The following is a 22,200-nucleotide window of genomic DNA, read 5'->3' as shown; positions in this document are numbered from 1 at the left end:
CGTGCGCGGCGGGCGGCTTTTCGCGGCCTCACGCGGTTGTCATCGCAAGGCGCAGTTCCTATAAGCCGCGTCACTCGCCACAGGGGCGAGCCAGCCGCCCCAAGGCCTCATGAACATCCACGAACACCAAGCCAAAGCCGTCCTCGCGGAGTTCGGCGTCGCGGTCCCGCGCGGGTTCCCCGCCTTCACGGCGGACGAGGCGGCCGAAGCCGCCCGGAAGCTGGGCGGCCCGGTCTATGTGGTGAAGAGCCAGATCCACGCGGGCGGCCGCGGCAAGGGCCGCTTCGAAGGCCTCGGCCCCGACGCCAAGGGCGGCGTCCGGGTGGTGAAGTCGGTGGACGACGTGAAGGCCAACGCCGCCGAGATGCTGGGCCGCGTGCTGGTGACGGTGCAGACCGGGCCCAAGGGCAAGCAGGTCAACCGCCTCTACATCGAGGAAGGCGCCGACATCAAAAAGGAGCTCTACCTCTCGCTGCTGGTCGACCGCGAGACGAGCCGCGTGTCGGTCGTCGCCTCGACCGAAGGCGGCATGAGCATCGAGGACGTGGCGCACGAGACGCCCGAGAAGATCGCCACCTTCTCCATCGACCCGGCGACCGGCGTCTGGGCCCACCACGCCCGCACGCTGTCGAAGGCCCTGGGCCTGACCGGCGGCCTCGCCAAGGAAGCGGCCACGCTCCTCTCGCAGCTCTACGAGGCCTTCGTGGCCAAGGACATGAGCATGCTGGAGATCAACCCGCTGATCGTCACGGGCGACGATCACCTGCGGGTGCTCGACGCCAAGATCAGCTTCGATTCCAACGCCCTCTTCCGCCACAAGGACATCCAGGCGCTCCGCGACGAGACGGAGGAGGACGCCAAGGAGATCGAGGCCCACAAGTACGACCTCAGCTACATCGCCCTCGACGGCGAGATCGGCTGCATGGTCAACGGCGCCGGCCTGGCCATGGCCACCATGGACATCATCAAGCTCTACGGCGCCGAGCCGGCGAACTTCCTGGACGTGGGCGGCGGCGCCGACGAGGCCAAGGTGACGGCGGCCTTCAAGATCATCATGGCCGACCCCAACGTGAAGGGCATCCTGGTCAACATCTTCGGCGGCATCGCCCGCTGCGACGTGATGGCCAACGGCGTCATCGGCGCGGTGAAGCAGGTGGGCCTGAAGGTCCCGCTGGTGGTTCGCCTGGAAGGCACCAACGCCGAGCTCGGCAAGCAGATCATCAACGAGAGCGGTCTCAACGTGATCGCCGCGAACGACCTGGCCGACGGCGCCGAGAAGATCGTGAAGGCGGTCCGGGGCGGCTAGGCCGCGCCTCTACGTCCTCAAGAGCCCGACAGACGCGACAAGAACGAGCAAGCATGTCCATCCTCATCGGTAAAGACACCCGCGTCATCTGCCAGGGCCTCACCGGCGCCCAGGGGACGTTCCACTCCGAGCAGGCCATCGCCTATGGCACGAAGATGGTCGGCGGCGTGACCCCCGGAAAAGGCGGCACGACCCACATCGGCCTGCCCGTGTTCGACACGGTCGGCGAGGCGGTGAGGCAGACCGGCGCCGACGCCTCGGTGATCTACGTGCCGCCGGCCTTCGCCGCGGATTCGATCCTGGAGGCGATCGACGCCGAGATCCCGCTGATCGTCTGCATCACCGAGGGCATCCCGGTGGCCGACATGGTCAAGGTGAAGCGCTCGCTCTCGGGCTCGAAATCCAGGCTGATCGGGCCCAACTGCCCGGGCGTGCTGACGCCGAATGCCTGCAAGATCGGCATCATGCCCGGCAACATCTTCAAGCCGGGCAGCGTGGGTGTTGTTTCCCGGTCGGGCACGCTTACCTACGAGGCCGTGTTCCAGACCTCACAGGCGGGCCTCGGCCAGACGACGGCCGTGGGCATCGGCGGCGACCCCGTGAAGGGCACCGAGTTCATCGACGTGCTCGACATGTTCCTGAAGGACCCCGAGACGGAGTCGATCATCATGATCGGCGAGATCGGCGGCTCGGCCGAGGAAGATGCGGCCGAATTCATCAAGAATTCACCAAACAAGAAGCCCATGGTGGGCTTCATCGCGGGACGCACCGCGCCGCCCGGGCGGCGCATGGGTCACGCGGGCGCGATCATCTCGGGCGGCAAGGGCGGAGCCGAGGACAAGATCGCCGCGATGGAAGCCGCGGGCATCCGCGTCTCTCCCTCTCCGGCGGCCCTGGGCACGACCCTGGTCGAGGTTCTCAAAGGCGGCTGACGCCGCGACATCGGTATTGGGCGGTCCGCGCTCGGCTCCTTCTCTGAAGTCCGTGGCCCGCCCGCGGAAGCGAAGGCGCCGAAAGGCGAAGCGAAATGGCGGACGACGCAGGCCTGATCAACGACGCTCTGGCCGAGACCTCTTTCCTCTACGGCGGCAACGCGGCCTTCGTGGAGGACCTCTACGCGAAGTGGGCGAACGACCCGAAGTCGGTGGAGCCCTCGTGGGCCGCGTTCTTCGCCTCGCTGGCGGACGGCGCCGACGCGGTGAAGCGCGCCACGACCCAGCCGGTCTGGACCCGGCCCGCCGCGCCGGCCGCGCGCCCCGACTGGATGAGCGCCATCGACGGGCTCTGGCCCGCCGTCGAGGCCAAGATCGGCAAGGCGATCGAGGGCCGCAAGCCGGAGGCCTCGGTCGACGAGGTCCGCGCCGCCACCCTCGATTCCCTGCGCGCCATCATGATGATCCGCGCCTACCGGATGCGCGGCCATCTGAAGGCCAACCTGGACCCCCTGGGCCTCGCCACCACGCCGGGCGACGCGTCGGAGCTGGATCCGGCCACCTACGGCTTCGCCGAGGCCGACTTCGACCGCCCGATCTTCCTGGACTACGTGCTGGGCCTGGAGACCGCCTCGATCCGCGAGATCCTGGCGATCGTGCGCCGCACCTACTGCGGCAACGTCGGCGTGCAGTACATGCACATCTCCGACCCCAAGGAGAAGGCCTGGCTGCAGGAGCGCATCGAGGGCCGCGACAAGGAGATCGTCTTCACCCGCGAGGGCAAGGTCGCGATCCTGAAGAAGCTGATCGAGACGCAGGGGTTCGAGGGCTTCCTCCACCGCCGCTTCCCCGGCACCAAGCGCTTCGGCCTCGACGGCGGCGAATCCATGGTCCCGGCGCTGGAGCAGATCATCAAGCGCGGCGGCGCGATGGGGGTGAAGGACATCGTCATCGGCATGCCGCACCGCGGCCGCCTGAACGTGCTCGCCGCCGTGATGGGCAAGCCGTACCATGTGATCTTCCACGAGTTCCAGGGCGGCTCGTCGCTGCCCAGCGACGTCGAGGGCTCGGGCGACGTGAAGTACCACCTGGGCGCCAGCTCGGACCGCGAGTTCGACGGCAACAGCGTCCACCTGTCGCTGACCGCCAACCCCTCGCACCTCGAGATCGTGAACCCGGTGGTGATCGGCAAGGCGCGGGCCAAGCAGGCCTTCACGCTGCGCGAGACGCCCAGCTCGGGCCGCGGCCACGTGATGCCGCTGCTGCTGCACGGCGACGCGGCCTTCGCGGGCCAGGGCGTGGTCTCGGAGTGCTTCGCGCTCTCGGGCCTGCGCGGCTATGGCGTGGGCGGGACGATGCACTTCGTCGTCAACAACCAGATCGGCTTCACGACCAGCCCGAAGAACAGCCGTTCGTCGCCCTATCCGACCGACGTGGCGCTGGCCGTCGAGCCTCCGATCTTCCACGTCAACGGCGACGACCCCGAGGCCGTGACCTTCGCCGCCAAGGTGGGCACGGAGTACCGCCAGCTCTTCGGCAAGGACGTGGTCATCGACATGTTCTGCTACCGGCGGTTCGGTCACAACGAGGGCGACGACCCCACGATGACCCAGCCCCTGATGTACGCGAAGATCAAGGACCACCCCACGGTGCGCGACCTCTACGCGCAGCGCCTGATCGGCGAGGGCGTCTGCACGCAGGCCGACGTCGACGGCTGGATCAGGGAGTTCGACCAGTTCCTCGACGCCGAGTTCGACGCCGGCAAGGCCTACCACGCCAACAAGGCCGACTGGCTGGACGGCAAGTGGTCGAGCGTGAAGCTGGCCTCGGGCGACGAGCGCTACGCCACGGGGGTCGCCAAGCAGAAGCTCGTCGACCTGGGCCGCAAGATGACGACGATCCCCGAGCGGATCGCCGTCCACAAGACCGTGGAGCGCGTCATCGCGGGCCGCCGGGAGGCGATCGAGACCGGCCAGGGCATCGACTGGGCGACCGGTGAGCAACTGGCCTTCGCCAGCCTGCTGGACCAGGGCTATCCGGTGCGCCTTTCGGGCCAGGACAGCGTGCGCGGCACGTTCAGCCAGCGCCATTCGGGCGTCGTCGACCAGAAGACCGAGGAGGTCTACTTCCCGCTCCGCCACCTGAGCCCGGACCAGGCGCACTTCGAGGTGCTGGATTCGGCGCTGTCGGAAGAGGCGGTGCTGGGCTTCGAGTACGGCTTCTCGCTGACCGACCCCGACACGCTGACCATGTGGGAAGGCCAGTTCGGCGACTTCGTGAACGGCGCCCAGGTGGTGATCGACCAGTTCATCAGCTCGGGCGAACGCAAGTGGCTGCGGATGAGCGGCCTCGTGATGCTACTGCCGCACGGCTACGAGGGCCAGGGCCCCGAGCACTCGTCGGCCCGCCTGGAGCGCTTCCTGCAGCTCTGTGCGGAAGACAACATGCAGGTGGTCAACTGCACGACCCCGGCCAACTATTTCCACGTCCTGCGCCGCCAGCTCCTGCGCGAGTACCGCAAGCCGCTGGTGGTGATGACGCCCAAGTCGCTGCTGCGTCACAAGCGGGCGGTCTCGAACATCGCCGACATGGTGAGCGGCACCGGCTTCCACCGCGTCATGATCGACGGCGCCGAGGCCGGCTGCGACGTGGGCGGGATCGCGCTCGAGGCGGACGACAAGATAAGCCGCGTCATCCTGTGCTCGGGCAAGGTCTACTTCGACCTCGTCGAACAGCGCGCCAAGACCGGCCGCGACGACGTCTACATCCTGCGCCTGGAGCAGTTCTATCCCTGGCCGCTGAAGTCGCTGTCGGGCGAGCTGAAGCGGTTCAGGAACGCCGAGCTGGTCTGGTGCCAGGAAGAGCCGAAGAACATGGGCGGCTGGATGTTCGTCGACCCGTGGCTGGAGCTGACGCTGGAGCGGATGAACGTGAAGGCCAAGCGCGCCCGCTACGTGGGCCGCCCGGCCTCGGCGTCGACCGCCGCCGGCCTGATGGCCCGGCACATGAAGGAACTCGAGACTTTCCTTACGGAAGCCTTCGCGTAGAAGACCGCTCGCCGACCTGTTGCGAGACCCGAACCTTTTAGGAGCTCTACCCCCCGATGGCCGACATCATGACCCCGGCGCTGGGCGAATCCGTCACCGAAGCGACGGTCGCCCGCTGGACCAAGAAGGCGGGGGAGGCGGTCCGCAAAGACGAGATCCTGGTGGAGCTGGAGACGGACAAGGTCTCGCTCGAGGTCGCCGCCCCGGCCGACGGCGTGCTGAGCGAGATCAGCGCCGAGGAAGGCGCCACGGTCGAGCCCGGCACGGTGCTGGGCAAGATCAGCGCCGGCGCGGCCGCACCCGCCCCCAAGGCCGCGGCGCCCAAGGCTGACGCCCCGCCGAAGCCGGCGCCCGCGCCGGCCGCCAAGCCCGCCGCCGCGGAGAAGGTGCTCGCGCCCTCGGCCCAGCGCGTGGCGGCCGAGAACAACCTCGACCCCTCGTCCATCGCCGGAACCGGCAAGGACCGCCGGGTGACCAAGGGCGACGCGCTGGCCGCGCTGGAGGCCCGCGCCAAGGCCCCGGCCCCCGCGCCGGCCCCCGCCGCGCCGCGCGCCATCCACGAGCGCGAAGAACGCGTGAAGATGACCCGCCTGCGCCAGACCATCGCGCGCCGGCTGAAGGAGGCCCAGAACGCCGCCGCGATGCTGACCACCTTCAACGAGGTGGACATGTCGGGCGTCATGGCGCTGCGCAACCAGTACAAGGACGTCTTCGAGAAGAAGCACGGCGTGAAGCTCGGCTTCATGTCCTTCTTCGTGAAGGCGGTGACCCACGCGCTGAAGCAGACGCCGGACGTCAACGCCGAGATCGACGGCACGGACATCATCTACAAGAACCACTACGACATCTCGGTCGCCGTCGGCACCGAGAAGGGCCTGGTGACGCCGGTCGTCCGCGACGCCGACGCCATGAGCCTGGCCGACATCGAGAAGGAGATCGGGAACCTGGGCAAGAAGGCCCGCGACGGGACCCTCTCGATGGAGGACCTGCAGGGCGGCACCTTCACCATCTCGAACGGCGGCATCTACGGCTCGCTGATGTCGACGCCGATCCTCAATCCCCCGCAGTCGGGTATCCTGGGCATGCACAAGATCCAGGAGCGGCCGATGGTCGTGAACGGCCAGATCGTTGTGCGGCCGATGATGTACCTCGCCCTCAGCTACGATCACCGCATCGTCGACGGGAAGGGCGCCGTGACCTTCCTGGTCCACGTCAAGGAAGCCATCGAGGACCCGCAGCGCCTGCTGCTGGACGTCTGATCCGGTTGAAACCGGCGTCGTTCGAGCGTATCTACGTCATGTAGATACGGAGCGCCGTCATGGGTGAGCACAAGACCGCGAAACTCTTCACCCACGGCGGCAGCCAGGCCGTGCGCCTGCCGAAGGCGTTCCGCTTCGACGGGTCCGAGGTCCGCATCCGCAAGGATGGCGACCGGGTGATCCTGGAACCGGTGGAGCGGGACTGGAAGGCGTTCTGGGCCAAGATCGACGAACTGGCGGAAGCCGCCGGTGAGCCGTTCCCGGACCCGCCCTACGATCCGCCGACGCCGCCGCCGAAGATTCGTTTTGACCCTTAGCTTCGACAGCAATGTCCTCATTGATCTGATGCGGAGCGACCGGGCGCATATCCGCTCGCGAATGCGCGCGGCCCAGGCGCGCGGCGAGGACCTGATCGTGTCCACGATCGTGGCGCAGAAATTGGCGTTCGGAGCTCATGCGAGCGCGCGGCCGGCGCATCAGCTCGAGCTGTTCGGCGCCATTCTCGAACCGTTCCGCGTAGAGAGCTGGTCATGGGAGGATGCGCTCGCAACAGGGCGACTTCGCGCCGACCGCGAGCGGCTTGGTCGGCGACTGCCGGCCTACGACCTGATGATCGCGGGGCAGGCCTTGGCGCGCGGCTGGACCGTCATCACGGCAAATGTACGGGATTTCTGGGAGGTCGAGGGCCTGAAGATCCAGGACTGGTCCGATCCCGGCCAGGTGAAGGCTATCGCGGGAGGCCTGCAATATCGGCCGCCGCCGCGCTGACGGAGACCACCGTCGGCGCATCTGGCTTGCTCGTGGCGACGGGCGGTTGACCTGTAACTCTTCCAGCCTAGTTTGCGCCCCCAAATCCAGGACGGACCATGGCTGACACCACCTACGACGTCGTCATCATCGGGGGCGGCCCCGGCGGCTACAACGCGGCGATCCGCGCGGGCCAGCTCGGCCTCAGGGTCGCCTGCGTCGACAAGGGGATCGACGGCGGCGGCACGCTGGGCGGCACGTGCCTCAACGTGGGCTGCATGCCGTCGAAGGCGCTGCTGCACGCCTCCGAGCTCTACGAACTGGCGACCAGGGACTTCGCCGGCATCGGCATCGACGTCGCGCCCAAGCTGAACCTGAAGCAGATGCAGGCGCAGAAGGCCGAGTCGGTGGGCCAGCTCACCAAGGGCATCGAGTTCCTGTTCAAGAAGAACAAGGTCGACCGCTACCAGGGCGCAGGGAAGATCGCCGGCCCGGGCAAGGTCGAGGTGACGGGCGCGGACGGCGCGGTCGCGAGCCTCGCCGCCAAGGACATCGTCATCGCCACCGGCTCGCTGCCGTCGGGCCTGCCGGGTGTCGAGGTCGACAACAGGCGCATCCTGGACTCCACCGGCGCGCTCTCGCTGCCGGAAGTCCCCGGCCACCTCGTGGTGATCGGCGCAGGGATCATCGGCCTGGAGCTGGGGTCGGTCTGGCGCAGGCTGGGGGCCAAGGTCACGGTGGTGGAGTTCCTCGACCGCATCACCCCCGGCATGGACGCCGAGGTCGCCAAGGCGTTCCAGCGCGCGCTGGCCAAGCAGGGCATGGACTTCAAGCTGGGCGCGAAGGTGACGGGCGCGAAAGCCTCGAAGAAGGGCGTCAGCCTGACCTGCGAGCCCGTCGCCGGCGGCGCGGCCGAGACGATCGAGGCCGACTACGTCCTGCTGGCGATCGGCCGCAGGCCCTACACCGACGGCCTGGGCCTGGAGAGCGTGGGGATCACGCCCGACAAGCGCGGCTTCATCGAGACCGACCACTGGAAGACCTCGGCGCCCGGCGTCTGGGCGATCGGCGACGTCACCCACGGCCCGATGCTGGCGCACAAGGCCGAGGAGGAGGCGGTGGCCTGCATCGAGACGATCGCGGGCAAGGCCGGCCACGTGAACTACGGGATCATCCCGAGCGTGGTCTACACCTATCCGGAGGTCGCCTGGGTCGGGAAGACCGAGGAGGAGCTGAAGGCCGAGGGCCGCGCCTACAAGGCCGGCAGGTTCCCCTTCACCGCCAACAGCCGCGCCAGGATCAACCACGAGACCGACGGCTTCGTGAAGGTGCTGGCCGACGCGGCGACCGACGAGGTGCTGGGGGCCCACCTGATCGGCCCTTCGGTCTCCGAGATGATCGGCGAATACTGCGTGGCGATGGAGTTCCGCGCCGCGTCCGAGGACGTGGCCCGCACCTGCCACCCGCACCCAACCCGCTCGGAGGCGCTCAGGCAGGCCGCGATGGGGGTCGAAGGTTGGACGATGCAGGCCTGACGCCTGTCCCCAGCGTACGCCGGGCGCGGCCGGACGAGCTTCCGGCCTGCGCGGACCTCTACGTGCGCGTCCTCTCCGACACCTTCACCTGGATTCCGCGGGACCGGCACAGCGCCGAGGACTTCCTGAAGGCCGCGCGGGAGGAGGACGTCTTCGTCGCCGTCGAGGCGGGCCGCATCGTGGGCCTAGCCGCCCTCTACCGCCCGCAGGCCTTCCTGCATTCGCTCTATGTCGAGCCGCGCGGCCGGGGCGTCGGCAAGGCGTTGCTGGACCATGTGATCGCGGCGGCAGGCGGGCGGCTCTCGCTGAAGTGCCAGACGGCGAACCTGGGCGCCCAGGCCTTCTACGTCCGCGAGGGCTTCCGCTGCACCGAGGCGGGCGAGGACGGCGGCGTCGCCTGGCTGCGGTTCGTCATCGGCTGAACGAACCCGCCGCGATAGGTGACCGAAGCGTAATTTGGCGATCGTCGCGACCGGTGGCAGCTTGGCGATGTTGCGTAATGGGAGGCCGCAATGCTCGTCACGATCGCCGCCGCCGTTCTGGCCCTGGCGCCCGCCGAGCGTCCGGCCCCGCAACCTGCCGCGAAATCCGTTCTGCTCGCCATGGAGACGGCGAAGCCGATGGCCGTCTGCAAGGACGCCGGACGCCTGCAGGTGAAGACGGAACCGACGCTGCTCTACCGCGCGGACCCGGACGACCGGGTCAGGAAGCTGATCGAGATGCCGATGGCGCAGGGTTGCCTGCTCGGTGGGACGCGATGAGCGCGCTGGCCGCCCTGCTCCTGTTCGCCACCAGCGCGCCCGCCCTGCCCGCGCCGGCGCCGCCCTCGGCCGTCAACCCGCCCGTCCGCGACGTGGACCAGCGCGCGCCGATCCGCTGCCGCCCCGCGCCCTACTACGTGAGCGACGTGGGCGACCTGGGCGAGCGTCAGAAGCCCGAGAGGATCCTCATCACCGGCAGCCGCATTCCGGTGCGCGAGATCGACCGGCGCCCGCGGCCGTGCCTGCTGATGCGCACCATGGACGTACCGGCGCAGAACTTCGCCCGCGCGGCCGACCGCTAGCCGCCCTTCACCCGCACCCGGGCCTGGGCGCGGCGGCCTTCGGAATCCACGACCGTGACCTGGTAGAAGCCCGGGCCGGGCGGGCGCCAGATCGGGCGGCCGCTCAGGGGGTCGGGCGTCACCGGCGTCCCGTCCACGTACCAGGAGAGCCGCGCCCCGCTGGCGGCCAGCGAGAGGCCGCGCGCGCCGGGGCCGTAGCCGTCGACCTGCACCGCCGCGCCGTCGGGCGGGAAGATCAGTTTCGGACCTTCGCCGGCCGCCTCCAGCGTCCGCAGCGCCGGCGGGGCCGAGCGCGGCGCGATGGGCTGCGGCGCGGCGGGCGCGGCCTGGATCGCGTCGGCGGCCTGGAACAGCAGCGGCAGCGCGGAGTCCCGGCCGGTGACGCCGCCCCGCGCGCCGCCGTCGGGCCGCCCCGTCCAGACCACCACCGCATAGCCGCCGACCACGCCCGCCGCCAGCGCGTCGCGGAAGCCGTAGGAGGTGCCGGTCTTGAACGCCATCGCCGGCCGCCCGCGCAGCAGCGCCGCGGGGCCGGCGCCGGCCGGCGGCGGCGTCTCGCGCAGGATGTCGATCACCTGCCGCGCGGCCTCGGCGCGGACCAGCCGCCGGCCGGCCTCGCGCCGCTCGCGAGCGGCGTCCCGCTCGGTCCACGCCAGCGGCTTGGCGACCCCGCCGTCGCCCAGCGCCGCATAGAGCACCGCCAGGTCCCGCAGGCTGATCCCCACGCCGCCCAGCGCCAGCGCCAGGCCCGGCGCGCGGGTCTCGGCGCGCGGTCGCTCCAGGATGACGCCGGCGGCGCTCAGCCGCGCCTCGAACGCTTCCGGCCCCACGCTCGCCAGGGTCGCCACCGCCGGCACGTTCAGCGACTGGGTCAGCGCCTCGCGCGCGGTGACCTTGCCGTGGAAGGTGCGGTCGAAGTTCTCGGGCTGGTAGTCGGCGAACCGCACGCGGGCGTCGTCGATCTGGGTGTCGGGCGCGGCGATCCCCTCCTCGAAGGCGAAGGCGTAGATGAAGGGCTTCAGCGCCGAACCGGGCGAGCGGCGCGCGCGGGTCATGTCGATCCAGCCGCCCTGGGTGTCGCGCCCGGACGAGCCCACGGCCCCGCGCACCGCCCGCCCGTCGATCTCCACCACCAGGATCGCCGCCGTGGTCGAGCCGCCCTCGGCCCGCGCCGTCTCGGCCGCCAGCGCCTCCAGCCGCGCTTGCAGCCGGGCGTCCAGCGTCGAGACCACGGTCGGCGTCAGCGTCGGCGCGGCCGCCGCCAGCTCGCCCGCCGCATGCCAGGCGCGGGCCGGGAAGGCGCTGCGGCCCGGCAGCGGATCGGCGCTCGCCTCCTTCGCCGTCGACGCCGACAGTCGACCCATCCGCACGAACCGCGCGAGCACCGCGTCGCGCGTGGCCTTCGCCGCCGCTGGCCGCCGGTCGGGCCGCCGCGCCTCGGGCGATTGCGGCAGCGCGATCAGCAGCGCCTGCTCGGCGTCGGTCAGCCCCTCGGGCTCGTGGCCGAAATACGAGAGGCTGGCCGCCCGCACGCCCTCCAGGTTCCCGCCGTACGGCGCGAGCGTCAGGTACATCGCCAGGATCTCGCGCTTGGAGAACCGGGCCTCCAGTTGCAATGCCCGCAGCATCTCGATCAGCTTCGAGCCGACCGTCCGCGGCCGCGGCTCCAGCAGGCGCGCGGTCTGCATGGTGATCGTCGAGGCGCCCGACGTCGCATGCCCCCGCGCCACCGCCGAGCCCACCGCCCGCGCCAGCGCCGCGGGGTCGACGCCGGGATGGACCCAGAACCGCGCGTCCTCGGCCGCCACCACGCGGCGCAGGAACTCCGGGTCGGTCCGCGCGAGGTCCGCCCGCAGCCGCCACCGCCCGTCCTCCACCGGCAGCGCCCGCAGCCACGCGCCCCGCCGATCCAGCACCACCGGCGACGACCGCGCCGCCCGCGTCAGGTCCGGCGGCAAGGCGATGTCCGCCGCCGCCACGGCCGTCTGGAAGGCCATCAGCCCAAGAAGGCCGAACACGAGCCGGCGAACCGTCGTCGGCGCGCCAGCGCCGTCTTCAACCGCAGAGGTCGCAGAGGCGTGCGCAGAGGTCGCGGAGGGCAGTGCGCCTCTGCGTCCTCCGGGAAACCCTCCGCGCCCTCTGCGGTGCAACAGGGCGCCTGCGGCGCGCAGGACGCTGACCCGTCGCACTACGCCCCCGGCGCGATCGAGGTGCGGCGCGGCGCGGTGCGGGCGGCGACGCCGGGGCGGTACATGTCGCGGGCCTCGACGCCGGGCAGCAGGAAGTCGCCGGGGGTCACCGCGCGGGCGACGTAGGCGAAGGCGAACTCGCCGTTCCCCGCCACCTGGGCGGCGGCGACGTAGCGGTCGTCGCGCGCCTCCTGCGCCGACGCCGTCGTCAGCTTGCCGAGGAACGGGAAGGGGCCGCTCTTGGCGTCGTCGGGTCCCAGCACGGTCTCGATCTCGAAGCCCGCCGGCAGGGCGTCGTCCACCACCAGCGGCAGGCCGCGGGCCTGCTGCGAGCGGCCGGCGATGCGCACGACGATCCGGTCGCCCTGGCGCACCGCCGCGGGGTCCACGGGCTGGCCGCGCAGGGTGAACAGCGTCTTCGACACCGAGAGGCCGTTGGACGCGGGCGCCGGCGCCGCGATCGGCGCGCCGGTGACGGTGACCGTCCGCCAGACGCCGCCCTTGCCGGCGTTCACGAACCGCGCGTCGACCAGCCGCCCGACCGACCAGCGCGGCGCGCCGCCCGCCGAGGGCATCTGGGTGACGCCGCTCGCCTGGATCGCCGGGCGGCCCGAAGCGGCCAGCATGAAGTGCGCCGCCTGCAGCAGGCGCGCCTGCTCCTGGGTGTTCAGGGCGTCGGGGTCCTTCACTGCGTTCTCCAGGCGCGCCTGGAGCGACCGCGCGATCCCGGGCTCGCCGGCCTCGTAGGCCAGGGCGATGACGCCGGCGAGGTCGCGCAGCGGGCTCTGGTACCAGTCCCAGCGCTCCTTGTAGCCGAGCACGGCGGCGGCCTCGCGGAAGGCGGCGCGGGCGCGGGCCCGGTCGCCCATCAGCGCCAGGCCCGTCGCCACCTGGGCGCGGGCCAGCGGCGAGGCCTCGTCCTTCATCTGCACGTCGTTCCACCAGCGCAGGCGGGCGAGGTCGCCCCGGCCGGCCTTGGCCAGCACGTAGAGCGCATAGGCCGAGGCGCGCCGGCGCATCACCCGCGTCTCCTTCTCCGACTGCTCGGGCGTCGAGGCCCACCAGCCGGGGTAGTCCATGCGGTAGGAAAGGCTCGCATAGCCGTCGGGCTTGGAGACCTCGCGCATGGCCGAGAGCGCCCGGTCCATCGCCGCCTGCGGCACGGGCGCGCCCAGCTTCCTTGCCTCGACCAGGAAGTCGGTGGCGTAGGCGCCGATCCACGGGTCGGCCTCGCCGTCGCCGACGCTCCAGAGGCCGAAGGCCCCATCGAGGCTCTGGCGGTCGAGCAGCTTGCCGACCGCCGTGTTCAGCGCCGGCGTCGCACGCTTCAGCTTCGGGTCGATCTCGGCGCCGTAGAGCAGCGGATAGGCGCCCGACACGAGCTGCTCGGTGCAGCCGTAGGGATAGCGCGACAGCGAGGCCGCGATCGGCGCCGGGTCGAAGCCGCGGAACGGCGAGTAGCTCACCTGCATCGTCACGTCGCCGGCCGCCAGCCCCGCCATCAGCGCGGCGGCGGGCGTATAGGCCTCGCCCGGCTGCTGCAGCGTCGTCGTCGTGCGGGTGACGCGGCCCCAGCCCAGCCGGCTCTGGATCGGCAGGTCGCGGGCGGTCGTGAAGCCCGGGCCGGTGACGCGGAAGCTGACCGCGCCGACGCCCGCGCGCCGCGGCGCGTCGAACGCCACGCGCTCGGTCGTGCGCTGGCCCAGCGGCAGGCGGAAGAGGCGCGTGAGGTTCGCCAGGAACCCGCCCTTGCCCGCGATGCTGGCCGTATAGTCGCCCGGCCGGCCTTCGAGGTTGTGCAGCTCCAGCGTCGCCAGCGCCCGGTCGCCCGGGGCCATGAACCGCGGCAGGTTCAGCTCGGCCACCACGGGCTCGCGCACGGTCAGCGGCTTCGAGGCGCCGCCCACCGCGTCGTCGGTCCAGGCCACCACCATCAGCCGCAGCTCGCCGTTCAGGTCGGGCGCCGGCAGGCGGATGGTCGCGCGGCCCAGGCGGTCGGTCTCCACCACGCCCGACCACAGGGCCACGGTGCGGATCGGCGTGGTCGTCAGCCCCTCGCCGCCGATCTCGTCGGCGCCGAAGTTGACGTTGGCCGGCGCGCCCAGGTTGGGGTCCAGCAGGCGGCCGTAGTCGTCGCGCAGGTCGACGCGCAGCGCCCGCTTGCCGAAGTACCATTTCACCGGATCGGGGCTCTGGAACTTGGTGAGCCTGAGAATCCCCTCGTCCACCGCGGCCACGGTGACGCGCACCTTCGAGCCGATCGGCTGGCCCTTGATGGTCAGCGGCACGTCCAGCTTCGCCTTCGAATGCTGTTTCGTCGGCGTGCCGATATCCACCGCCAGCTTCCGGTCCTTGGGGTCCAGCGGCACGTAGACGACGCCCAGCGCCCGGCCCGGCTTCGGCGAGCTCACCGCGTCGCGCGGCTGGATCACGCTCACCAGGACGTAGGCGCCGCCGCCCCAGGCCGCGGTCGACTTCAGCCGCACCGTCCCGCCCGCGGCGCTCATCGACACGCTCTTGAAGTCGACGATCCGGTCGGTGGCGACGGCGATCTGCGCCTCGCCGGCATAGGGCGGCTTCAGGGTGATCTCGACCGTGTCGCCCTGCCTGTAGGCCTTGACGCCCGCGCTTACGCGCACGAGGTCGGGCGCATCGACGTCCTTCGCCGGCTCGCCCCAGCCCGAGGCGAAGCGGATGACGCTGACCGCGCCGCCCGGCCCCTGCATCTCCAGGCGATAGTCGCCCCAGCCCAGCCGCCGCTGGATCTTCGCGCCGCCCTTGGCCGGGATGTTCAGCGTCCCGCGCTGCACCGCCACGTCGCGGCTGGACCTGCGCCACTGCCAGCGGCCGTCCTGCTGGAACCAGTCGTAGGTCCAGGCCTCCTTGATCAGGGTGTAGGTCACCCCGCCCTGCGCGCGCTGCCGCCCGTAGGGATCGACGGCGATGACGTCGGCGCTGACCACCGGATCGGTCCCGCCGGAGGCCACGCCCTGGTCGATCCTGGCGCCCAGGTAGTAGGCCGCCGGGCGCACCTTGAAGGTCACACCCTCGCGCACCGGCCGCCCGCCCGGCTCGAACACCGAGGCGACCACGGCGGCCTCCAGCGGCTGGGTCGTCCCCTGCGCCGCGGCCGACGACAGATGCACCACCGCCCGGCCCTCGCCGTCGGTGACCGTGGTCTCCAGGTCCAGGAACTGCTCGTCGAAGGGCGTCCGCTGGTCGCCCCACTGGTAGCCCTTGAACTGCGGGAAGGGATCGCGGTCGACGCGCAGCCGCGCCTCGCCCTGGGTCTGCAGGCCCGCGCCCGCCGCGCCGTAGAGGAACCGCGCCGAGACGGCGATCGCCCGGATCTCGTCGCCGCGCAGGGGGACCTGCTCGTCGCCCTTGGCCGTCACCTCCAGCCGCTGCGGCGCGAAGTCCTCGACGGCGAAGGCGAGTTCGCCCGCCGGTTGCTCGACGCCGTCGATCTCGACGGTCGCGCGCCAGCGGCCGCGCGGCGCGCTCCTGGGCAGCACCACGCTGGCGGCGGCCGAGCCGTAGGGCGTCTTCTCGAACCCGTAGCGGATCAGCTCCACGCCCGAGGGCCGGCGCACGACGATGTAGCCCTTGCGCGCCTTGACCGCGCGCGCCTCGCGGTCGCGCAGCAGGGCGTTCAGGCGCACCGTCTCGCCGGGCCGGTAGACCCCGCGGTCGGCGTAGAGGTAGGCGTCGACCGGGCCGGCGCCGCCGCCGTTGTCGTTTCGCCCGCCGATCCCTTCGCGCGACAGGTCGACCGGCGCGCGGTCGAGGTCGAGGACGGCCAGGTCGCCCTGCGGGCCATAGACCATCACCATCCTGGCGTGTTCGGCGGCCTTGCCCTCCAGGAGCGGCTTGTCGAACCGCGCCCGGCCCGAGGCGTCCGAGCGGGTCTCGGCCAGGTCCTCGCCGTTGCCGGCCACCAGCGCCACGCGCAGGTTCGAGAGCGTCCTGGCCGACTTCAGCGACCGCACCACCACGTCGAGCCCCTCCGAGCCCTGGTAGGCGGTCAGCGCCATGTCGGTGAACATCACCCAGCGCCGCGCCTGGGCGGGCGGGTCGTCGTCATAGCCGTCCTCGTCGTCGTCGCGCTTCAGGCCGCGCGGGCCCGAGGCGTCCTTGGCCTTGATGACGTAGCCACCCGGCTGCATCTCCTTCAGCACCGCGCCCAGCGGGAAGACGGTGGTCACCCGCTCGCCCGGCCGGCCGCGCACCGCCACGTCGCCCTTCCAGATCAGCCGGCCTTCGCCGCGCGGCGTGTCTTCGCCATAGGTGTCGGCGTACTCGCCCTCGCCGGTCGGATCGGGCGCGCTGATCGACTTGCGCACCAGGTTGCGGTCGACGACGCGCCACACCTCGATGTGCAGGCGGCTGACGTTGATCGTCTCGAGGCCCACGCCGTCGGCGTCCTCGCGCGGCAGGATCACGCCCAGGCCGGCGAAGCCCACGTAGGGCGGCTTCTCGCTGGCGGCGAAGGCCACCTCGACGTTGCGGTCGAGCTTCGCGTCGCCGGCGCCGGGCAGCCCCTTCAGCAGGGTCACGGTGCGGTCCACGAAGCCGATGCCGCCCACGCAGAGCTCGTCGCCCGTCACGGTCACGGCGGGCCGCGTCGCCAGCGCCGGCGAGACGGTGACGTAGTCCCCGTAGGGCCGCGCCGCATCCAGCGGCCGGCTCATGCGGATGCAGGCGCGCGGCTCGTCGCCGGCCACGTCGAAGCGCGAGGTCCAGACGGCGAAGCCCGCAGGCCTGGGCACGCCGCGGCGTCGCGCGTCGGCCCCGCGCGGCTTGCCGAAGAAGGCCCAGGACGGCCCGGCCGACGCATCGCCCTGCACGGCGGCCGGCCGGGCGCCGAAACCGTTCACTGCGACAGTCGCGGCCACGCCGCCGCCGAACGCGGCCAGCGCCACGAAGCCCGCCACGGCGAGCGATGTCTGGCGCCGGAACACGCCGAGCACGCGGTCGCGCCAGGACGGCGCCGAGCCTTCGGAATCCGACCCGCCGCCGACCGACATGACACCCTCCGGGAACCAGCTACGCGAACGATGGGACCCGCTGAGCAGGGCCGCCGTCAATGGGCGCCGGGCGCTTGACGACGAAGGTTTTGCCGGCGTTGCATGGGCTACACGCCGCGCTCAGGGCGCGGACCAGGAATCGCTCGGAAACAACAATGAAATCAATGCTTCTGGCCGCCAGCGCGGCCGCCCTGCTTTGGACCGCCGGACCGGCCGCCGCCCAGGCGCCCACGCCGGCGGACGCCAAGGCCTTCATCGAGCGCGCCGAAACCCGGCTCGCGGCGATGAACGAGTACGCCAACCGCGCCCAGTGGATCCGCGCCAACTTCATCACCGAGGACAGCCAGTGGATCGAGGCCAAGGTGAACGGCGAACAGAAGGAGCTCGTCACGAAGCTCGCCAAGGAGGCCGCGACGTTCGACGGCGTGGCCACCGACGCGGCCACGGCGCGCAAGCTGAAGCTGCTCAAGCTCTACCTGTCGCTGCCCGCGCCCGACCGCCCGGGCGCGGCCGCCGAGGTGGCGGGCCTCGCGACCAAGCTCGACAGCATCTACTCCACCGGCAAGTTCCGGTACGGCGGCAGGACGCTGACGCTCAACGACGCCGAGGACGTGCTGGCGCAGAGCCGCGACCCGGCCGCGCTGAAGGCCGTCTGGGAGGGCTGGCACTCGGTCGCCCCGGTCATGAAGCCCGACTACGCCAGGCTCGCCGCCCTGCTGAACGAGGGCTCCAGGGGCATGGGCTTCAAGGACACCGGCGCGCTCTGGCGCTCCGGCTACGACATGGAGCCCGACGCCTTCGCCGCGGAGGAGGACCGCCTCTGGAAGCAGGTGGAGCCGTTCTACAGGCAGTTGCACTGCTACGTCCGCACGCGGCTCAACGAGACGTACGGCGACGCCGTGCAGCCGAAGAAGGGGCCGATCCGCGCCGACCTGCTGGGCAACATGTGGGCCCAGCGCTGGGGCTCGATCTACGACGTGGTCCAGCCCAGGGGCGTCGCCAGCAGCTACAGCCTCGACAAGCTGCTCGCGGACAAGGGCTACGACGCGGTGAAGATGGTGAAGACCGGCGAGGGCTTCTACACCTCGCTGGGCCTCGATCCCCTGCCGCAGACGTTCTGGGAGCGCTCGCTGATCGTCCGCCCGCGCGACCGCGAGGTCGTCTGCCACGCCTCGGCCTGGGACCTCGACGACAAGAACGACATCCGCATCAAGATGTGTACGAAGGTGAACGCCGACGACTTCCAGACCGTCCACCACGAGCTCGGCCACAACTTCTACCAGCGCGCCTACGCCGGGCAGGACTTCCTGTTCAAGAACGGCGCGAACGACGGCTTCCACGAGGCCATCGGCGACTTCGTCGGCCTCTCGGCCTTCACCCCCACCTACCTGAAGCAGATCGGCCTGATCGACACCGTGCCGGGCGAGGCCGAGGACATCCCGTTCCTGCTGAAGATGGCGCTCGACAAGATCGCCTTCATGCCGTTCGGCCTGATGGTCGACAAATGGCGCTGGCAGGTGTTCGACGGCTCGGTCGATCCGGCGCACTACAACGAGGCCTGGTGGAAGCTGAAGCTGCAGTACCAGGGCATCGTCCCGCCCGGCCCGCGCCCCGCCGACGCCTTCGACCCCGGCGCGAAGTACCACGTGGCCGCCGGCGTCCCCTACGCCCGCTACTTCATGGCCCACGTCTACGAGTTCCAGTTCCAGCGCGCCGCCTGCGCGCAAGCCGGCTGGAAGGGACCCCTGCACCGCTGCTCGATCTACGGCCAGAAGGCGGTGGGCGAGAAGCTCAACGCCATGCTCCAGGCGGGGCAGAGCCAGCCGTGGCCGGAAACGCTGAAGCTGTTCACCGGCGAAAGCCGCGCCGACGCCAGCGCCGTCGTGGAATACTTCAAGCCACTGGAAGGCTGGCTCGTGAAGCAGAACAAGGGCCAGCAGTGCGGGTGGTGAGCTGAGAGGCCCTTCCCTCCCTTAATGGGGAGGGACAGCTCGCCGACGGCGAGCAGGGTGGGGAAGCCTGGGCTAACCCCAACCTCTGAGTTTTCGCACCCTACTGCCCCACCCTGACCGCTTCGCGGTCTGTCCCTCCCCATTAAGGGAGGGAAGCTACGCCAGCTTGATCTCCTTCAGCCGCTCCTGGAGGTAGCCGTCCGCCGTGATCGGCTCCGGGTACCGGTTCGGATGGGCCGCGTCGATCGTCTGCGGCAGGGTCTCGATCAGGTAGTCCGAGTTGAAGTGCAGGAAGAACGGCGTCGAGTAGCGCGGGAAGCCGCGCCGCTCGGGGGCCGGGTTCACCACCCGGTGGGTCGTCGACGGCAGCTTGTGGTTCACCAGCCGCTGCAGCATGTCGCCGATGTTGCAGACCAGCGATCCCGGCGGCGGATTGATCGCGATCCAGCGGCCGTCGTGGTCCTTCACCTCCAGCCCCGCCTCCTCGGCGCCGAGCAGGAGGGTGATGACGTTGATGTCCTCGTGCGCGCCGGCGCGGATGTGCGGGCCGTCCGTGGGCGCCGGCGGATAGTGCAGCAGGCGCAGGATCGAGTTCCCGACGTCCACCTTGTCGTCGAAGAAGTGGCGCGGCAGGCCCAGGTAGGACGAGATCGCCTCCAGCACCTTCAGCCCCATGGCGTCCAGCGCGCCGTAGAGCCACTGCACCTTCTCGTGGAAGTCGGGCAGCTCGTCGTCGGGCCAGACGTTGTCGGCCATGTGGTCGCGGAATTTGTGGCCGGGCGGCAGGTCGCGGCCCACGTGCCAGAATTCCTTGAGGTCGAAGTGCGTGGCGCCCTTGGCCGTCTCGATGCCGAAGGGCGTGTAGCCGCGCTGCCCGCCGACGCCGAGCTTGTATTTCTTCTTCGTCTCCTCGGGCAGGGCGAAGAAGGCCTTCATCTGCGCGATGGCGGCGTCGACCTTGTCCTGCGGCAGGCCGTGGTCGGCGATCACCGCGAAGCCCCAGCGGGCGTAGCTGTCGCCCAGCTTCCGGGTGAAGGCGTCGAAATCCTTCGAGAAAAGGCTGAAGGAGACGGGTTCGATCCGGTCCTGGATCTGGTGCGCTTGGCTCATGGACGCGTTCTACACCCGGCCTATTGCGGCTCCAACCGCCGCGGCTATCCCGCCTCGGCGCGGCGGCGGGCGGCGCGGTCGTTGTCGGCCTCCTCCGCCTCTTCCTTGCGCAGCCGGCGCATCTCTTCGCCCAGCAGCTTCTCCATGGTCTCGCGGCTGTCGCGGACGGCCATCGCGTACTGCTCCTCCTCGCCGTAGACCGGCGCCAGCTTGTTGAAGAGCTTCAGGTCGTGCTCGCGGAACAGGCTGACCGCGCGCCCCGCGCGCCGGTCCGAGAGGCCCAGGCGCAGCAGCGCCTTCTTGCCGAACAGCAGCGCGCTCTCGAAGGTCTCGCGCACCACCTCGTCGCCGCCCACCCGGATCAGTTCGTAGGCGTGCCGCCGGTCGAAGGCGCGCGCGATGATGGTGAGGTTCGGGAAGTACTCGGTGGCGGCCTTCACCAGCTCGACCGCCTTGTCCTTGTCGTCGATGGCGACCAGCAGCATCCTGGCCTTGTCGGCGCCGGCGGCCCGCAGCAGGTCGAGCCGCGCGGCGTCGCCGTAGTGGACCCGCCAGCCGAAGCGGCGCAGCGTGTCGATCTGCTCGATCGAGCTGTCCAGCAGCACCACCTTGAAGTCGTTGGCGGTGAGCAGGCGCGTCGCGATCTGCCCGAAGCGCCCGAAACCCGCGACGATCGCGTCCGGCGTGTCCGTGTCGAACGGCAGCCGCTCGGGCTCGGCCAGCGCCGCCGAGCGCGCCAGCACCAGCCGCTCCCAGGCGATGAAGGCGAGGGGCGTCAGGGCCATCGAGAGCGCCACCACCGCCGTCGCCAGCGCCGCTTCCTCCGGCGTCATCACCCGCGCCTGGGTCACGAACGCCAGCAGCACGAAGGCGAACTCGCCGCCCTGCGCCAGCGAGACGGCGACCGTCCCGCAGTCGCGGAAGTTCTTCCGCATCACCGCGCCCACGGCCGCCATCGCCAGGAACTTCGCCGCCATCAGCGCGAGCGTCAGCGAGACGATGGTGACCGGCCGCTCGGCGATCAGCGCGAAGTTCAGGCCCGCCCCCACGGTGATGAAGAAGAGGCCCAGCAAGAGGCCGCGGAACGGCTCGATGTCGGTCTCCAGCTCGCGGCGGAACTCGCTTTCGGCCAGCACCACGCCCGCCAGGAAGGCGCCCAGCGCGGGCGACAGGCCCACGGCCTCCATCAGCGCCGCGACGCCCACCACCAGAAGCAGAGCCGAGGCGGTGAATATCTCGCGCAGGCGCGCCGCGGCGATGAAGCGGAACATCGGCCGGGTCAGGTAGCGGCCGCCGACAACCACGACCGCCACCGCCCCGAAGGTCGCCAGCACGCGCAGCCATTCGGGCAGGCCGCCCAGGACGCCCGCGTGCGGCGAGGCCACGGCGCCGGCCGGCGCGGCGCCTCCGGCCGCCAGCAACGGCAACAGCGCGAACAGCGGGATCACCGCCAGGTCCTGGAACAGCAGCACCCCGAACGCCGCCTGCCCCACCGGCCCTTGCCGCAGCCCCTTCTCCTCCAGGTTCGAGAGCACGATGGCGGTGGACGACATCGCCAGGATCAGGCCCACGGCCGTCGCCACCGGCAGCGGGGCGCCCAGGGCGAGGGCAATGGCGCCTATCGCGAGGGCGCTCGACAGCATCTGCATCAGGCCCAGGCCGAAGATCGACCGGCGCATCTCCCACAGCAGCGCGGGCCGCACCTCCAGTCCGATCAGGAACAAGAGGATCACCACGCCGAACTCGGCGAACTTCATCACGTCGCCCGCCTCGCCCACGAGGTCGAGCACGAACGGCCCCACGACCGCGCCTGCGATGAGGTAGCCCAGCACCGACCCCAGCCCCAGCCGCTTGGCGATCGGCACCGAGATGACGCCGGCCGCGAGGTAGACCAGGGCCTGGATGAGGAAGGACTCGGCGGGCATGGCGTCCACTCTAGACCCGAACCCCGGCCTCCTGTCTCAAATCATCATCCGATGAATTATTTTCGCCGGGCCATTCTCAACCGGCGGTTTGCGGCGTATCAGGCGGGC

Annotated in this window: 15 protein-coding genes; 11 read left to right on the top strand and 4 right to left on the bottom strand. The window is 70.9% G+C overall.

From position 1 onward, the window contains the following. Window positions 1-109: 109 nt before the first annotated feature. The 10 genes from sucC to KF737_RS10390 all read left to right on the top strand — a co-directional run bounded on the left by sucC (window position 110) and on the right by KF737_RS10390 (window position 9,889). The gene (sucC, locus tag KF737_RS10435) at window positions 110-1,306 is read left to right on the top strand and encodes an ADP-forming succinate--CoA ligase subunit beta (RefSeq protein ID WP_296454124.1); all 1,197 of its coding nucleotides are present in this window, start codon (window positions 110-112) and stop codon (window positions 1,304-1,306) included. 53 nt (window positions 1,307-1,359) lie between these two features. Next, entirely contained in the window at window positions 1,360-2,238 is an 879-nt protein-coding gene (gene sucD, locus KF737_RS10430; protein WP_296454122.1) for a succinate--CoA ligase subunit alpha, read from the top strand. A gap of 95 nt (window positions 2,239-2,333) precedes the next feature. Then, on the top strand, window positions 2,334-5,285 hold the full coding sequence (locus KF737_RS10425) for a 2-oxoglutarate dehydrogenase E1 component (protein WP_296454120.1): 2,952 nt from the start codon (window positions 2,334-2,336) through the stop codon (window positions 5,283-5,285). A 56-nt stretch (window positions 5,286-5,341) separates the two neighbouring features. Beyond that, window positions 5,342-6,544 carry a 2-oxoglutarate dehydrogenase complex dihydrolipoyllysine-residue succinyltransferase gene (gene odhB / locus KF737_RS10420; RefSeq protein ID WP_296454118.1) on the top strand — a complete coding sequence of 401 codons (1,203 nt, stop codon included), beginning with the start codon at window positions 5,342-5,344 and terminating at the stop codon, window positions 6,542-6,544. A gap of 59 nt (window positions 6,545-6,603) precedes the next feature. Then, a complete protein-coding gene (locus KF737_RS10415; protein ID WP_296454114.1) occupies window positions 6,604-6,861 on the top strand; it encodes an antitoxin in 258 nt (85 codons plus the stop codon). Beyond that, window positions 6,851-7,312 carry a PIN domain-containing protein gene (locus KF737_RS10410; protein WP_296454110.1) on the top strand — a complete coding sequence of 154 codons (462 nt, stop codon included), beginning with the start codon at window positions 6,851-6,853 and terminating at the stop codon, window positions 7,310-7,312. Before KF737_RS10415 ends, KF737_RS10410 begins: the two co-directional genes overlap by 11 nt. Before the next feature lie 98 nt (window positions 7,313-7,410). Continuing rightward, on the top strand, window positions 7,411-8,826 hold the full coding sequence (gene lpdA, locus KF737_RS10405; protein ID WP_296454108.1) for a dihydrolipoyl dehydrogenase: 1,416 nt from the start codon (window positions 7,411-7,413) through the stop codon (window positions 8,824-8,826). After that, window positions 8,808-9,248 (top strand): GNAT family N-acetyltransferase, encoded by a 441-nt coding sequence (locus KF737_RS10400; protein ID WP_296454106.1) that lies wholly within the window; start codon window positions 8,808-8,810, stop codon window positions 9,246-9,248. The genes lpdA and KF737_RS10400 overlap by 19 nt, the downstream gene beginning before the upstream one ends. A 90-nt stretch (window positions 9,249-9,338) precedes the next feature. After that, window positions 9,339-9,587, top strand: a complete 249-nt coding sequence (locus KF737_RS10395; RefSeq protein ID WP_296454104.1) for a hypothetical protein — start codon at window positions 9,339-9,341, stop codon at window positions 9,585-9,587. Next, window positions 9,584-9,889: a hypothetical protein gene (locus KF737_RS10390; RefSeq protein WP_296454102.1), complete on the top strand. Its 306-nt coding sequence runs from the start codon at window positions 9,584-9,586 to the stop codon at window positions 9,887-9,889. Before KF737_RS10395 ends, KF737_RS10390 begins: the two co-directional genes overlap by 4 nt. Here the strand turns inward: KF737_RS10390 and pbpC are convergent. After that, window positions 9,886-11,886 carry a penicillin-binding protein 1C gene (gene pbpC / locus KF737_RS10385; protein ID WP_296454099.1) on the bottom strand — a complete coding sequence of 667 codons (2,001 nt, stop codon included), beginning with the start codon at window positions 11,884-11,886 and terminating at the stop codon, window positions 9,886-9,888. The genes KF737_RS10390 and pbpC overlap by 4 nt on opposite strands. A gap of 191 nt (window positions 11,887-12,077) precedes the next feature. Beyond that, a complete protein-coding gene (locus KF737_RS10380) occupies window positions 12,078-17,105 on the bottom strand; it encodes an alpha-2-macroglobulin (RefSeq protein ID WP_296454097.1) in 5,028 nt (1,675 codons plus the stop codon). A 155-nt stretch (window positions 17,106-17,260) separates the two neighbouring features. Here KF737_RS10380 and KF737_RS10375 point away from each other — a divergent pair, with 155 nt between their 5' ends. After that, a complete protein-coding gene (locus KF737_RS10375; protein ID WP_296454095.1) occupies window positions 17,261-19,057 on the top strand; it encodes a M2 family metallopeptidase in 1,797 nt (598 codons plus the stop codon). A gap of 156 nt (window positions 19,058-19,213) precedes the next feature. Here KF737_RS10375 and KF737_RS10370 read toward each other — a convergent pair whose 3' ends face one another. Both KF737_RS10370 and KF737_RS10365 read right to left on the bottom strand, forming a co-directional pair. Beyond that, window positions 19,214-20,167, bottom strand: a complete 954-nt coding sequence (locus KF737_RS10370) for a 2-oxoglutarate and iron-dependent oxygenase domain-containing protein (RefSeq protein WP_296454093.1) — start codon at window positions 20,165-20,167, stop codon at window positions 19,214-19,216. A 44-nt stretch (window positions 20,168-20,211) separates the two neighbouring features. Further along, window positions 20,212-22,092, bottom strand: a complete 1,881-nt coding sequence (locus tag KF737_RS10365) for a monovalent cation:proton antiporter-2 (CPA2) family protein (protein WP_296454092.1) — start codon at window positions 22,090-22,092, stop codon at window positions 20,212-20,214. Window positions 22,093-22,200: the final 108 nt, after the last annotated feature.

This window comes from Phenylobacterium sp., from assembly GCF_019636135.1.
Classification (GTDB): domain Bacteria; phylum Pseudomonadota; class Alphaproteobacteria; order Caulobacterales; family Caulobacteraceae; genus Phenylobacterium.
The sequence above is the reverse complement of the archived record's forward strand: the minus strand, read 5'-3'. Positions and strand labels throughout refer to the sequence as shown.